This window comes from Nostoc sp. (assembly GCF_036917575.1).
In the GTDB taxonomy this organism is placed as follows: domain Bacteria; phylum Cyanobacteriota; class Cyanobacteriia; order Cyanobacteriales; family Nostocaceae; genus Nostoc.
In genome coordinates this window covers 75,711-91,268 of sequence record NZ_JBALDC010000072.1, presented here as the reverse complement: position 1 = coordinate 91,268, position 15,558 = coordinate 75,711, and the positions used below count along the sequence as shown (strand labels likewise).

10 protein-coding genes are annotated in these 15,558 nt (G+C 42.7%); 5 read left to right on the top strand and 5 right to left on the bottom strand.

The window, feature by feature from the left end:
- The first annotated feature begins 12 nt into the window (after positions 1 to 12).
- Both V7K79_RS21395 and V7K79_RS21390 read left to right on the top strand, forming a co-directional pair.
- Positions 13 to 1,737, top strand: coding sequence for a diflavin flavoprotein (locus tag V7K79_RS21395; RefSeq protein WP_335050171.1), 1,725 nt, complete (start codon positions 13 to 15; stop codon positions 1,735 to 1,737).
- 266 nt (positions 1,738 to 2,003) lie between these two features.
- A complete protein-coding gene (locus tag V7K79_RS21390; protein ID WP_335050169.1) occupies positions 2,004 to 3,716 on the top strand; it encodes a diflavin flavoprotein in 1,713 nt (570 codons plus the stop codon).
- Between the two features lie 494 nt (positions 3,717 to 4,210).
- Here the strand turns inward: V7K79_RS21390 and V7K79_RS21385 are convergent, their stop codons facing one another.
- The gene (locus V7K79_RS21385) at positions 4,211 to 4,441 is read right to left on the bottom strand and encodes a type II toxin-antitoxin system HicB family antitoxin (protein ID WP_335050167.1); all 231 of its coding nucleotides are present in this window, start codon (positions 4,439 to 4,441) and stop codon (positions 4,211 to 4,213) included.
- A 92-nt stretch (positions 4,442 to 4,533) separates the two neighbouring features.
- Positions 4,534 to 6,207, bottom strand: a complete 1,674-nt coding sequence (ribBA, locus tag V7K79_RS21380; RefSeq protein ID WP_335050165.1) for a bifunctional 3,4-dihydroxy-2-butanone-4-phosphate synthase/GTP cyclohydrolase II — start codon at positions 6,205 to 6,207, stop codon at positions 4,534 to 4,536.
- A 317-nt stretch (positions 6,208 to 6,524) separates the two neighbouring features.
- Here ribBA and argC point away from each other — a divergent pair, with 317 nt between their 5' ends.
- Positions 6,525 to 7,583, top strand: a complete 1,059-nt coding sequence (argC, locus tag V7K79_RS21375; RefSeq protein ID WP_335050163.1) for an N-acetyl-gamma-glutamyl-phosphate reductase — start codon at positions 6,525 to 6,527, stop codon at positions 7,581 to 7,583.
- A 68-nt stretch (positions 7,584 to 7,651) separates the two neighbouring features.
- Here the strand turns inward: argC and eno are convergent, their stop codons facing one another.
- Positions 7,652 to 8,947 (bottom strand): phosphopyruvate hydratase, encoded by a 1,296-nt coding sequence (eno, locus tag V7K79_RS21370; protein WP_335050161.1) that lies wholly within the window; start codon positions 8,945 to 8,947, stop codon positions 7,652 to 7,654.
- Positions 8,948 to 9,278: 331 nt separating this feature from the next.
- On the opposite strand from eno, the gene gloA reads away from it, so the two are divergent.
- A complete protein-coding gene (gloA, locus tag V7K79_RS21365; protein ID WP_335050159.1) occupies positions 9,279 to 9,713 on the top strand; it encodes a lactoylglutathione lyase in 435 nt (144 codons plus the stop codon).
- Positions 9,714 to 10,551: 838 nt separating this feature from the next.
- Entirely contained in the window at positions 10,552 to 13,194 is a 2,643-nt protein-coding gene (gene clpB, locus V7K79_RS21360; protein ID WP_335050157.1) for an ATP-dependent chaperone ClpB, read from the top strand.
- Positions 13,195 to 13,482: 288 nt separating this feature from the next.
- Here clpB and V7K79_RS21355 read toward each other — a convergent pair whose 3' ends face one another.
- Together V7K79_RS21355 and V7K79_RS21350 are read right to left on the bottom strand one after the other, a co-directional pair.
- Positions 13,483 to 14,373, bottom strand: a complete 891-nt coding sequence (locus V7K79_RS21355) for a glycosyltransferase family 2 protein (protein ID WP_335050156.1) — start codon at positions 14,371 to 14,373, stop codon at positions 13,483 to 13,485.
- 12 nt (positions 14,374 to 14,385) lie between these two features.
- Positions 14,386 to 15,516 carry a glycosyltransferase family 4 protein gene (locus V7K79_RS21350; protein ID WP_335050154.1) on the bottom strand — a complete coding sequence of 377 codons (1,131 nt, stop codon included), beginning with the start codon at positions 15,514 to 15,516 and terminating at the stop codon, positions 14,386 to 14,388.
- Positions 15,517 to 15,558: the final 42 nt, after the last annotated feature.

Sequence of the window (15,558 nt, the reverse complement as noted above, 5' to 3'; positions counted from 1 at the left end):
AAGGAGGGAGTTATGGTAGCACTTACCGAAAAAACCGAAAAACGGCTCACCATACAGACTGTAGAGATTGCTCAAGAGACGACAGCTATTCGCTCTTTGGATTGGGATCGCGATCGCTTCGATATTGAGTTTGGTCTGCAAAACGGTACTACTTATAACTCGTTTCTCATCCGTGGGGAGCAGACTGCCTTAGTTGATACCTCCCATGAAAAGTTTCGTCAACTATACTTCGATACACTCACTGGATTAATCAACCCAACAGAGATTGATTATTTAATTATCAGCCACACCGAGCCAGACCACAGTGGTTTAGTTAAAGATTTGCTGTTTATGGCTCCAGAAATAACCGTTGTCGGTTCCAAAGTGGCGATTCAATTTCTGGAGAATTTGGTACATCAGCCATTTAAACGGCGGATTGTGAAAAATGGCGATCGCTTAGATTTGGGCAATGGGCATGAATTTGAATTCGTGATTGCCCCAAATTTACATTGGCCCGATACCATTTTCAGCTTCGACCACAAAACCAAAACTCTCTATACCTGCGACGCTTTTGGGTTGCACTATTGCTCAGATAGCACTTTTGATGAAAATTTGGCAGCCATCGAAGAAGATTTTCATTACTACTACGATTGCTTGATGGGGCCGAATGCCCGCTCAGTTATATCTGCCTTGAAGCGGATGGCAGAACTGAAAACCATCGACATGATTGCCACAGGACACGGGCCATTATTATCTCACAATGTTGAAGAACTAGTAGGACGTTATCGCACTTGGAGCCAAAGCCAAACCAAGGCAGAAACAACAATTGGAATATTTTACGTTTCCGAATACGGATATAGCGATCGCCTCGCGCAAGCAATTGCTAACGGTATCAGTAAAACTGGTGTCGCCGTGGAAATTGTCGATTTGGGATCTGAAGTCGATTTACAAGAACTGCGAGAACTAGTTAGCCGTTGTGCTGGACTAATCGTTGGATTACCTCCGGCTTCGGGCGCTGCGAATATCCAAGCTGCACTCAGCACAGTTTTAGGATCGGCTAAAGAAAAGCAAGCTATCGGCGTATTTGAAACTGGTGGTGGCGATGATGAGCCAATAGATCCTTTGGTGAGTAAATTCCGTAATTTGGGTTTGATAACAGTTTTCCCAGCGATTCGGATTAAACAAACGCCTACAGAAAATACCTACAAGTTGTGTGAAGAAGCGGGTACAGACTTAGCTCAATGGGTAACACGCGATCGCAGCATCAAAGCGATGAAATCCCTTGGTGCTGACTTAGATAAAGCATTAGGTAGAATTAGTGGTGGGTTATATATTATTACTGCAAAAAAAGGCAATGTTTCCAGTGCTATGCTAGCATCCTGGGTTGCTCAAGCTAGCTTTAAACCATTGGGATTCTCCATTGCAGTCGCCAAAGATCGGGCAATTGAATCACTCATGCAAGTAGGCGATCGCTTTGTTCTCAATGTCTTAGAAGAAGGCAATTTCCAACCATTAATGAAACACTTTTTAAAACGGTTCGCCCCTGGTGCAGATCGTTTTCAAGGTGTGAGAACTCAGCCAGCCGAAAATGGTGCGCCTATCTTGAACGACGCCCTCGCCTACATGGAGTGCGAAGTCATCAGTAGAATGGATTGCGGCGACCATTGGGGAGTATATAGCACAGTCTACGCCGGAGGGGTTTCTAAGCCAGAAAGTTTAACTGCTGTGCATCACCGTAAAGTTGGTAATCACTATTAGGGACTGGGGACTAGTAGTCTGCCAACCCAAAGATGCGCTTTTTCGGGCTGGGGAAAGGGGAAAGGGAAAAGGGTAAGGGATTTAAAACCTTTCCCCCTGCCCCTTATCCCCAGAGGGGGCCCCACCTTCCCCCTTACCCTTTACCCCGCCAAGTTCACTTGGCGAACTACTAGGGACTGGGGACTGGGAACTAGGAGAAAGTTTTCCAAATACCCAATATCCAGTACCCAATCCCCAATCACCAGTACTCAATTCCCAATAAAGCTATGTTAAAAAATAAACCCCGTGACGTTCAAGTTTTCCCCGTTGCTACAGATACGAGAATACTGCGATCGCGCAGTCAGTCAAGGCTTAGATTTGAAATTGAATATGCTCTTGCTAAAGGTACAACTGCTAATTCTTATTTAATCGAAAGCGATAAAAGCGTCATTATCGATCCTCCAGGGGAAACGTTTACGCAAATTTATTTAGAAGCTTTGCAACAACGTTTCCATCTTGAAGATTTAGATTATGTAATTTTGGGACACGTAAATCCTAACCGTGCTGCAACTTTAAAAGCTTTGTTAGAAATTGCCCCACAAATCACCTTTGTGTGTTCTAATCCAGGGGCGATAAATTTACGTGCGGCGCTGGAAAATCCAGATTTGCAAATTCTTGTGATGCGGGGCGAAGAAACTCTAGATTTGGGTAATGGGCATAATTTACAATTTATTCCCACTCCCAATCCCCGCTATGCCGATCAACTCTGTACCTACGATCCCCAAACAGAAATTCTATATACAGATAAGTTATTTGGGGCGCACGTTTGTGGAGATCAGGTATTTGATGAAGGCTGGGAAGTATATAACGAAGATCGGCGCTATTATTTTGATTGCCTCATGGCTCCCCACGCTCGTCAAGTTGAAACAGCCTTAGATAAACTTGCTGATTTTCCTGCGAGAATGTATGGTACTGGACACGGGCCTTTGGTGCGTTATGGCTTAATCGAGCTAACCAAAGCTTATCGGGAATGGATTCAGCAGCAAGCATCTGCTGAGTTGACAGTAGCGTTAATTTATGCATCAGCTTATGGGAATACAGCCACATTAGCCCAAGCGATCGCTCGTGGGATCACAAAAGCTGGCGTTGCCGTAGAATCGATTAACTGCGAATTTACGGAACCAGAAGAAATCCGGGCGGCTGTGGAAAAAGCGGGTGGTTTCATCATCGGTTCTCCTACTCTCGGCGGTCATGCACCCACACCAGTACAAACAGCACTAGGAATTGTCCTATCCACCGCTACTAACAATAAACTCGCTGGTGCTTTTGGTTCCTTTGGCTGGAGTGGGGAAGCGGTTGATTTAATCGAGGGTAAATTAAAAGATGCTGGCTATCGGTTTGGTTTTGATACCATCCGCGTAAAATTCAAACCCGACGATGCCACCTTACAATTATGTGAAGAAGCTGGAACCGACTTTGCCCAAGCATTGAAGAAAGCAAGAAAAGTGCGCTCGCCACGTCAACCTGCAACAAATGTAGAACAAGCAGTTGGTCGGATTGTCGGTTCTCTTTGCGTTCTCACAGCCAAAGAAGGCGATCGCTCCAGTGCCATGTTAGCTTCATGGGTATCTCAAGCCAGCTTTAGTCCACCTGGTTTAACCATCGCCGTTGCTAAAGACCGCGCAGTAGAAACACTGACGCATACAGGAAACAAATTTGTCCTCAATATCCTCAAAGAGGGGAATCACCTGGGATTGATGAAGCACTTCCTCAAACCTTTTGGCCCAGGACAAGACCGATTTGCTGATGTCGCCGCCCAAGAAACTGAAAGCGGTTCTCCCATACTCACGGATGCCTTAGCATATCTCGAATGTTCCGTACAAAACCGGATGGAATCTGGCGATCACTGGCTAGTTTATGCGACTGTTGAGAGTGGCAAATTGCTAGATACAGATGGCGTTACAGCCGTGCATCATCGCAAGTCGGCAACTCATTATTAATTGGGTATGGGGAATGGGGTATGGAGTCAACTCCTCATCGCCCAAAAGTTAATCTTATGATTCCCCTTCGTGTGAGTGAGAGGCTTCTTTTTGTTTCAGCTAAAAAGTAGCAGTTTGGAGAGCGCTCGCCCATTATCTTGTTTTCACGAATCGCCTATTGGTAAGCTTGTCTGGAGAGATGCGATCGCTTAGTAAAAGAATTTATTTGTGACTGTATTTTTTAGAGTGTTTTGAGTGAAAACGGAATACAGACTTTCAGATTTGCTCATAAGCAGATAAAAAATCCTCTCTTGAGATACCCGCTTGAGTACAGATGGATCTCAACGTCGAACCTTTGATTTGAGAAGCGTTAGGCATAGTCAGTGGAGTTTTTGTTCCATCTTCGTTTTATCGCTCCATAACAATATGTTCCCGCTCTCTAATAACAGTGAATCCCAGAAATTCCAATGTCTTAATTACTTTAGCTTTAGGTACGTCTACTGGGAATTTAACCATTAAATAGGAACCTCAGCTTCCGCCACAAAAGCTTCTAGGACTGGTGATTCCTCTTCTAAAACCTCTTGACCAAAAATATCTATATGGCAGTGGATAGCAGATTTAACATCAGCTAGTGCTTCTTCATAGCTGTCACCTTCACCAACTACAACCCCCTTGATACCCAAGGGATATGCTACGTAACCGTCATCATGTTTTTCAACAATAATTTTGATTGCTCTCATTGTCATATAAAAGAATGGCTGAAAAGTTCGGGAGGAATGTAAGACTTACACACAATAAATTCTCCAACCCATTAAAAAGTTGGCTTTTAGGGTTGTAGCTATTTGCTAAAGCTATAAATTTGTTGCGTCTCCAAGCGATCGCTAATTGATGAAGGCAGTGTACCATCGGCGAATGTCTGCCGATCTAGTTGGACTTGTAAATTACTCAAAGGATCGCAACCAGAAGAAATCAGAAATTCTAGTTTCTGGATGTAAGGCACAGTTGCTAGGTTATCCAGAATTTGGAAGATTGCGTGTATATAAGGATGACCACTTTGTTCATACCAATCACTGCTAGCAACTTTTGGCTGATCGAAACCCAAGTGTATTGTTAAAGATGGCTCGTCAAATAGAGCCAGCGCTAAGGGACGCGCTTCTTCTTGTAACAATAAATCGTTGCTTTTCGCTAAATGTCGCAGTTTTTCTAAGCGTTCATAACGTTCTGTCACAGCTTCCGGGTCATCTTGCCAGTGGATTGCTACTGTTACTAGATAAGTCTGTAACAGCATGTGACCCAGCTTTTTCGCTTTTGTCGCCAAATAATAGGAATTGTAATCGTTTGCTTCAATCAACAATGGCACGCGATCAACTACCTCCAACCCATAACCCTTGACACCAGCAATTTTGCGGGGATTATTGGTAATCAAACGAATTTTTTTGATGCCCAAGTCCATGAGCATTTGTGCCCCCATACCGTAGTCTCGCAAGTCAGCAGGAAATCCCAAACGCTCATTTGCTTCAACTGTATCCAGTCCCATATCCTGCAACGAGTAGGCTTTCAGCTTGTTAATCAAGCCGATTCCCCGTCCTTCTTGACGCAAGTATACAACTACACCTTGACCAGCAGACTCAATCATTTTGAGTGCAGCTACAAGCTGCATCCGACAGTCGCAGCGTAAAGAACCCAAGGCATCACCAGTTAAGCATTCTGAGTGCATCCGCACCATCACTGGCTCATCTTTGAAATTAGCTGGATCGCCCTTGACAATTGCCACGTGTTCTGTATTATCTAGAGTGTGGCGATAAGCGTAAATTTCAAACTGACCGAATTGACTAGGCAGCTTGGTAATTACCTCACGATATACTAAGCGATCGTGCTGTAGGCGATAGCTGATTAAATCCGCAATATTAATAATTTTTAAATTGTGACGTTTAGCATATTCAAATAACTGCTGCAACCGCGCCATTGAACCATCGGAGTTTTGAATTTCACAAATTACCCCCGCTGGGTATAGCCCTGCTAGTCTAGCTAAGTCCACAGCAGCTTCCGTATGTCCTGCGCGTTTGAGTACGCCTCCAACTTTAGCCCGAATCGGAAAAATATGACCAGGACGACGTAAATCGGTAGGTTTTGTAGCTGGATTGAGAGTAACCTGGATAGTTCGGGCGCGGTCTTCTGCTGAAATGCCTGTGGTAACACCTAATTCTGGCCCGGCATCAATACTAACAGTGAAGGCAGTTTGGTTAGTATCTGTAATGTTGCTTACCATTAAGGGTAAATCTAGCTCGTCTAAGCGATCGCCCGTCATTGCTAAACAAATTAGTCCTCTTGCTTCCACCGCCATGAAATTAATCATGTCCGGTGTGGCAAATTGGGCAGCACAAATTAAGTCGCCTTCATTTTCTCTATTTTCATCATCTACCACTACAATGACGCGACCAGCTTTTAGGTCTGCTAAAGCGGCATCAATCGAATCAAATTTAAAAGCTTGGGTAGGATTAGGCTGTGACACAGAAAGATTTCCAGCTATAAACGTAAATTTTTTTTACAATTTCTTCTTTTAGATTGTAGCTCCTTTATAAGGCAGAGAAGTAGACTAGCAATGATTTGATTAAAAGACAAAAATTTTTGCCATTAAAAGTGGCGATCGAGTGCAGCGACAGTAAAGGATGAAGAAAATGAGGAAGAATAATAATTGTTTGTTTGCTCCCCCATCTTCTCAGAACAAAGTAAAGGGGTTTGAGACGTTTTGTGCGCTCCGCGTCTAGTCGCTGATATTGTTGATAGCTGAGAACGAATTAACCATTCATGGGATAAGGATTTGGGATCATGGGCAAATTTAGACGCGTACCCGTTGGGATTGTTGGCGCGTCGGGCTACGGTGGAGTGCAGTTAGTACGACTACTTATGGATCACCCAGAAGTCGAAATGGTTTATTTAGGAGGTGAGAGTAGTATCGGGAAATCTTTTGGGGATCTCTACCCGCATCTGGCTCATGCAACTAACTTGCTAATAGAGGCAATAGAACCAGAAATAATTGCTCATCGCTGTGAAGTAGTTTTCCTGTCTTTATCAAATGGTCTGGCTTGCCAATTCGCACCCAAACTGCTGGAAAAAGGATGTAAAGTACTAGATTTGAGTGCGGACTATCGGTTTAGTAATTTGACAACTTATACAAATTGGTATGGTACAGAGAGAAGCGATCGCACAATTGCAGCCACAGCAGTTTATGGATTACCTGAACTTTACCGCGATCGCATTGCTGAAGCTCAACTCATTGGTTGTCCTGGTTCTTATGCGACTGCTAGTCTCCTTGCGCTTTCGCCACTTTTAAAGCAAGGCTTAATCAGACCAGAAACAGCTATTATCGATGCTAAGTCTGGCACATCTAGCAGTGGACGGCAGATGAAAACCAACTTGTTACTAGCTGAAGCAGATAATTCCATAACAGCTTTCAATGTTGGTTGTCACCGTCATACTCCAGAAATTGAGCAAATTTGCAGTGATTTAGCCGGTCACGAACTCATGATCCAATTTACACCGCACCTTATCCCAATGGTACGCGGTATTTTGGCAACGGTATATGCCACAATGAGCGACCCCGGTTTAGTGCGAGATGACTTAATCACAATTTTCTCAGCCTTCTACCGCAATTCTCCTTGGGTAAGAGTCTGCGGTAGCGGCGTTTACCCGCAAACTAAGTGGGCTAATGGCAGCAATCTTTGTTACATCGGTGTAGAAGTTGACCCACGTACAGGTCGCGTAATTGTCATGTCAGCAATTGACAATCTAATTAAAGGACAAGCGGGCCAAGCGATTCAGTGTCTGAACCTGATGATGGGCTGGGATGAAACCTTGGGGTTGCCCAAATTGGGGTTTTATCCTTGATTGGGCATGGGGCAGGGGAAGAAAAACTATTGATTATTGATCAATCCCCAATCCCCAGTCCCCAGTCCCTACTTCGGCCCTAACCCCACAGCACCAGCATAAACGGCGCGATCGCCTAGTTCATCTTCAATTCGCAGCAAGCGATTATATTTTGCCACTCGTTCGCTGCGACATAGAGAACCTGTTTTGATTTGACCGGCACGGGTTGCTACAGCTAAATCAGCGATCGTTGTATCTTCAGTTTCACCAGAACGATGGCTAATTACTGAACGAATACTATTGCGAGTTGCCAAATCAATCGTTTCCAAGGTTTCGGTGAGTGAACCAATTTGATTTAGTTTAATCAAAATGGCATTGGCGGCTTTTTCCTGGATGCCTCTTTGCAAGCGAGTGGCGTTAGTCACAAATAAGTCATCCCCTACCAATTGCACCCGCGAACCTAACTTCTGGGTCAGTAATTGCCAACTTTGCCAATCTTCTTCGTGCAAACCATCCTCAATTGACACAATCGGATATTGGTCAACTAGTTGTCCTAAATAATCAATAAATTCAGCCGCAGCGTGAGGTTTACCATCGTAAACATACTGACCATTCTTGTAAAATTCGCTAGCCGCCACATCTAACGCTAAAGCTACTTGTTCCCCTGGTTTATAACCAGCTTTCTGAATCGCAGCAACTAACAATTCCAAAGCCACCTGATTAGATTCTAGGTTAGGGGCAAAGCCGCCTTCATCACCCACACCAGTAAGTAAACCCTTTTCATCTAATACTTGACTGAGGGTAGCAAACACCTCTGCACCCCAACGCAACGCTTCTCTAAAGGAAGTTGCGCCAATTGGGACAATCATAAACTCTTGAAAATCCACGTTATTTGAGGCGTGTGCGCCACCGTTAATCACGTTCATCAACGGCACTGGGAGCAAATTCGCTAAAGGGCCACCCAAATAGCGATACAGAGGAATTTCTAGAGACTCAGCACCAGCTTTAGCTGCTGCCAGGGAAACTGCTAAAATCGCATTAGCTCCCAAATTTTCTTTGTTAGCAGAACCATCTATAGCGATCATTGTGCGGTCTAGCAGTTCTTGGTTGAGGGCATCCAAGCCTAACAATTTTGGTGCAAGTGCTTCTTTGACGTTTTTTACTGCCTTGAGTACGCCTTTGCCTCCATAACGGCTTTTATCGCCATCACGCAGTTCGTGAGCCTCAAAAGTGCCAGTAGAAGCACCACTGGGAACTTGCGCCAATCCTACAACACCGTTGGCTAAATGTACTTCGGCTTCAATTGTCGGTCTACCGCGTGAATCAAGAATTTCACGGGCTGCGATCGCCTCAATGGCAGTATCTAAATCTAAAATGTTAGTCATCTGTTTTTGTCCTTTATTCAAGTGCGTTCTTAGCCTTTACCGCACACAATCCAGTAGCTTACCCAATCGCTAGCATAGGCGTTTAAGTGACTTTGTAGGCTGAGATTAAAGAAGATTTCCAGAGTTGGAGTCAAATAACAGGAGAGTTGATCAAATTCTGAAACCTGCCTACACGCAATTTGCTTATGTAGCAGCGAATTAAATAGATTTATTTCTGGTTTATCTGTTGATAGATGCAACATCTGAGTTATTGAATTTTTGAATCCCTGAACTCCTTTAAAATGTTGTTGGCAGAGAGTAACACTAAATCAATTACAGAGAACAAGTCAATATGCGATTACTACACACAATGCTGCGGGTGGGCAACCTTGAAGAATCCTTGAAGTTCTACTGTGAAATTCTAGGAATGAAATTACTACGCCGAAAAGATTATCCGGGGGGAGAATTTACCCTGGCTTTTGTTGGCTATGGCGATGAAAGCGACAACTCGGCGATTGAACTAACCTACAACTGGGGCGTGGAAAAATACGAATTAGGTAATGCTTACGGTCACATTGCCCTTGGCGTTGATGATATTTACGCTACGTGTGAAGAAATTCGCAATCAGGGCGGTAAAGTCGTGCGTGAACCAGGGGCGATGAAACATGGTTCGACGGTAATTGCTTTTGTGGAAGATCCAGATGGGTATAAAATTGAACTGATTCAACTGGGAACTCAAGGGTCGCCAGTCAAACAAGAATCACAAGAGCAACTTGTGAGTCAGTAATTTATATCAGAAATTTCCAAAAAATAAATTATTCAGTAGGGTGGAATGTCACTGGTTTAAGCTGGATTCAGATCCCCGATTTCTTCAAAAAGTCTGGAATCTGGGCAGCAACTTTTGTTAGGACTTACGCAAAATATCTCTCAAACTCTGATTTTCCCGTGCCGCGCCAGTTGCTTCTCCTTCAAAGACGCTCTTGCTAGCTTGCTTCCCCGTTCGCGCTAGCGTCTCCGAAAAAGAAAGGGTACAAGTCGGGGAACCCGCAAGGGCGCACTGGCTTCTCTGTGCCTCGGCGGTTCGTTATTCCGTAACTTGTGCGTAAGTCCTATTTTGTTTCAGAGCAATAGGAAAATCTACACTGATGTCTTGAAAAGTTGAGCTAGAGAGAAATTGATTCTTCTGGCATACTCGTATATCGTGCCAATCAACCCAGATACGCGAGACTTTTCCCTTTTTAGGCAGGTTAGGGGATCTTCTCTGGGTAAATCCTATTCATATTACCCCCAGACTGTCGTTAACGATCGCCACTAATAACGCTCGCAACAATACCATTGGAGAAAGTCTGCTCATAACAGTGTTTTCGTTTTAAATTAGAAAATAGGTAATAGATTAAACTATCATCAATTGCCAATCCTAAATTGCCACCGGAGATACACGCGGATACACGCTAAGAATGTTTGGATAATTAGGGACTGGGGACTAGGAACTAGGAATTAGTGACTAGGGAAAAGTTTTTCCAATGCCCATTACCCCTTATCCCCAGAGGGGGCCCCACCTTCCCCAATGCCCAATCCCAACTCCCAATCCCTAAACTAAAAATCCAAATTCCAAAATTTTAAAGATGCAACCTACAGATCCCAATAAATTTACTGATAAAGCCTGGGAAGCAATTGTTAAATCTCAGGATATAGTTCGTGCTTATCAACAACAGCAACTAGATGTTGAACATTTAATTATTGCCCTATTAGAAGAACCCACTAGTCTAGCAATACGTATCCTAGCTCGATCTGAGGTCGATCCAATTCGCTTGCAGGAGCAGTTAGAAGCCTTTACCCAACGCCAGCCGAAAGTTGGTAAAAGCGATCAGCTTTACCTTAGCCGCAGTTTAGATGTTTTACTAGACCAAGCCGAGGAAGCTAGATCTAGGATGAAAGACTCCTACATTTCCGTGGAACACATACTTTTGGCCTTTGCTGAGGACGATCGCATTGGGCGAAAGATACTCAAAGGCTTTAATGCGGATGCAGCGAAACTTGAAGCTACTATCAAAGCCGTTCGCGGTAGCCAAAAAGTGACTGATCAAACCCCAGAATCCCGCTATGAAGCCTTACAAAAATTTGGTAGAGATTTGACAGAACAGGCAAAAGCGGGAAAACTCGACCCGGTAATTGGGCGGGATGACGAAATTCGGCGGGTGATTCAAGTATTGTCTCGTCGGAGCAAAAATAACCCGGTATTGATTGGTGAACCTGGGGTAGGTAAAACTGCGATCGCAGAAGCTTTAGCACAACGGATGGTAAACGGTGACGTTCCCGAATCTCTGAAAAACCGCAAACTCATCTCTTTAGATATTGGTAGTTTGATTGCTGGGGCAAAATTGCGAGGAGAATTTGAAGAACGCTTAAAAGCAGTCCTCAAGGAAGTTACAGAATCTAACGGTGACATCGTACTGTTTATTGACGAACTACATACCGTAGTCGGCGCAGGTTCCAGCCAACAAGGGGCAATGGATGCGGGAAATTTGCTCAAACCAATGCTGGCGCGGGGAGAACTGCGTTGTATTGGTGCTACTACCCTCGACGAATTCCGTAAACACATTGAGAAAGACGCTGCCTTAGAACGCCGCTTTCAGCAAGTATTTGTCGATCAGCCAAGTGTGGAAAATACTATTTCGATTCTGCGGGGGTTGAAAGAACGCTATGAAGTGCATCACAACGTCAAAATTTCTGATTCAGCTTTGGTAGCAGCAGCAACTTTGTCAGCGCGTTATATTAGCGATCGCTTCTTACCAGATAAAGCCATTGACTTAGTAGATGAAGCAGCAGCACAGTTGAAAATGGAGATTACCTCCAAACCAGCCGAATTGGAAACTATTGAGCGCCGCCTCATGCAGTTAGAAATGGAAAAACTGTCATTAGCCGGCGAAGAAAAGGGTACTCTCCAAACGAAAGAACGTTTGCAGCGCATTGAACAAGAAATCGTCAATTTAACGGAAAAACAGCAAATATTTAATGAGCAATGGCAAGGTGAAAAGCAGATATTGGAGGCAATAAGCGCCTTAAAAAAAGAAGAAGATGCGCTGCGAGTGCAAATTGAACAGGCGGAACGTGCTTATGACCTAAACAAGGCTGCTCAACTGAAGTATGGCAAATTAGAAGGAGTACAACGCGATCGCGAAGCCAAAGAAGCGAACCTTTTAGAAATTCAAAACCAAGGTTCCACGTTGCTGCGAGAACAAGTTACCGAAGCTGATATTGCCGAAATCGTCGCCAAATGGACAGGAATCCCCGTCAATCGCTTGTTGGAATCGGAACGGCAAAAATTGCTGCAATTAGAAAGTCATTTACATCAACGAGTTATTGGGCAAGAAGAGGCTGTAGAAGCAGTAGCAGCCGCAATTCGCCGCGCCCGTGCGGGGATGAAAGACCCCTCTCGTCCTATTGGTTCATTTTTGTTCATGGGCCCTACAGGTGTGGGTAAAACCGAACTTGCCCGTGCTTTAGCTCAGTTTCTCTTTGATTCTGATGATGCCATTATCCGGCTTGACATGTCGGAATATATGGAAAAAAATTCTGTCATGCGAATAGTTGGTTCTCCTCCAGGCTATGTAGACTCGGAAAGAGGGGGGCAACTCACTGAGGCTGTTCGCCGCAAGCCTTACTCAGTAATTTTGTTAGATGAGGTTGAAAAAGCTCACCCAGATGTATTTAACATATTTCTGCAAATGTTAGATGATGGTCGCATTACTGATGGACTAGGACGTACAGCAGATTTTCGTAATACCGTCATTGTGATGACTAGTAATATTGGCAGCGAACATATCTTAGATATATCTGGTGATGACTCTAAGTATGAAAAGATGCAAAAGCGGGTAATGGATGCTTTGCGATCGCATTTCCGCCCGGAATTTATCAACCGCCTTGATGATATTATTCTCTTCCATGCCCTCAGTCGCACGGAAATGCGGCATATTATCCGCATTCAACTCAAACGGGTAGAAAATCTCCTCCGCGAGCAAAAAATCTTCTTTGAGATATCCCAATCAGCCTGCGATCACCTTGTCGAATCAGGCTATGACCCAGTTTACGGCGCTCGTCCACTCAAACGGGCAATTCAGCGAGAAGTAGAAAACCCCCTCGCCACCAAGTTATTGGAGAATACTTTTATCTCTGGAGACACGATTATCATCGACAAAAATGAGAACGGTCTGTCTTTTAGTAAAAAAATGCTCGCGAAGGTGTCAGTACCACAGATTGCTACATAGCATCTGGCGAATAGAATATCTTGCAAAAGTCACTAACACCATCACACGCCGAGTGCTACCCTTAATCTCCTCCGCGTTTACGGGTAGGTAGGATGGTTTTATACAAACAGAGAAAAGGTTTCAAAGCCTCTCTCCTTCTGGGGGAGAGGTTTGGAGAGGGGTAAAAAGCTATGCCACAAAACGAGAAATCAAGACTTATGTATTTTTCTTTTTTCGTCTGAAACCACCCTGCCCAACGCTAATAGGGAAGGGGTGAGGATTAGGTTTGAAAAAAAGTTGCATACGGCGTTATGTACTAGCCTTAACCAATTTTTTCCACAAGTGTTGGCTTATATAGGTTGGAGAAATAATAAAAGCCTTCACTAACATTTGTATTGCAAATAAAAATCTCTTTTTTTCACCCCATAATATTCTTGCTAATCTCATAGCATTGTGACTTCTAGTCTCAATTTCAAAATTCTTATAAGGCAGACTCAACTCATGTGTAAAAAATATGTCCAATAAATCAAATGTCTCTTTCACCCAGAGTTTATAATCTCCTGTAAGATTACTCGAATGAGAATATTTAGTTACCAAATAATAAGGAACGTGAACGGCTTTTCCTAAGCAAAATAATCGTAAAAATAGCTCTTTATCTTGGCAAATTTTGAGGCTTTCATTAAAATAACCTGCTTTCTTTAAAGTTTTTTTACTTACTACTACAATTGAGGCTGTAAGTATAAAATTTTCCGACAATAGATGATAAGTTAGATCGGGATATGCTAGCCAAGGCTGACAGCTGAACTTTTCAATTTTTCCATCTTGCATCTGGTGGATACACCCACAGAAAACTATTACATTATCAGGACTACTCTCAATATATTGAATTTGGGTTTCTAAATACTTAGGCAACCATTCGTCATCAGAATCCAAGAAAGCTATAAAACTGCCTCTTGCAATCCGAATTCCCTCATTTCTTGCTCCACCAGCACCAGAATTTTTTGGTAAACTAACGCAGCAAATACTAGGATATTTTTCTACAATAAAACTTGTAGTTCCATCGCTTGAGGCATCATCAACTACAATCAACTCGTAATCAGTATATGTTTGATTCAAAACACTATTAATAGCTCTTTCTAAATAGTGTTTACGATTATAAGTAGGGATAATTACTGAAACTTTTGGTTCATTCGTTTGCATATTAATTAACCTTTAATTTTGAGATTTTAAGATAATTGTTTCAATGCCATCAACCATTTTGTCTACATTAAAACTACGTAATATATGTTCCCGACATTTCACACTTAACTGAGGATCTAAATTTTTCCATTTCAATACAAAATTCAAAGTATCTGCCAAATCCTGTGCATTTCCCGGTTCACAGAGCATTTTTTGAAACTCTCCTGTCAATATTTCAGGTATTCCGCCAATACGACTAGCGACCACAGGAGTTCCACAAGCCATTGATTCAATAATTGCTCTACCAAATGGTTCAGAATGTAAACTAGTTAAAACTGTCACATCACTTATTTGATAGAGAGGAATAGGATTAGTTAGATGACTAAGAAATTTAACAGAGTCTGCTATCCCCAGTTCAGATGTCAAATGTTCCAAAGACTGTTTATATTCTTCTGTATAACATAATGGTTTGCCAGCAATCAATAACTTGCCACTCTTGTGAGTTTTAAGAAATAAAGAAAAACCTCTAATCAGTGTTTCGAGTCCCTTCTCCTTATCCAATCTTCCAATGTATGAGATAATTTTTACATCATCAGAAATACCCCATTCCTTTTTAAGGATTGATACATAGGCTGATGGTTGAAATTTATCAGTGTTAATTCCATTGTGTACAACCTCAATTTTATCTTCTTTGAAACCTTGCTTTATCCAATCTATTTTGGTCTGACTAGAAACCGCAATTAAATGTTTTGCACCGGACATGCCAATACTCCACTGGAAACCAAACTTTTTGATTTGTAGTGGCGGTAGGCGAAGATGACAAACAAAGGGTATATTCTTGGATGTTGCTAATGTATAAGCAAAAAAACTATTATGATATTGGTTGCTATACACTATGCTATCTTTAGTAGTTTTTATTTTTCTCGTATCTATAAAAAAGTTTTGCAGTGAATCAATTATTTTTTTTCGTTCAATTCTGAAACCATCAACTTTTACTATTTCAGTGCAAAAAACACGATACTGCTGAAGTAAATCGCCTTCTTTTGTGTAAAGTAAAGTGATAGTGTGTCCACGTTGATATAGACCAAAACAAACATCAAATAGGCTTAACTCTTGTCCACCACGTAGAGAGGATACTTCATTTTCTAAAACAATAATATGCATAAAAAATTGTAAAAACCACAAAAATACTAATCAAAGGAAAAT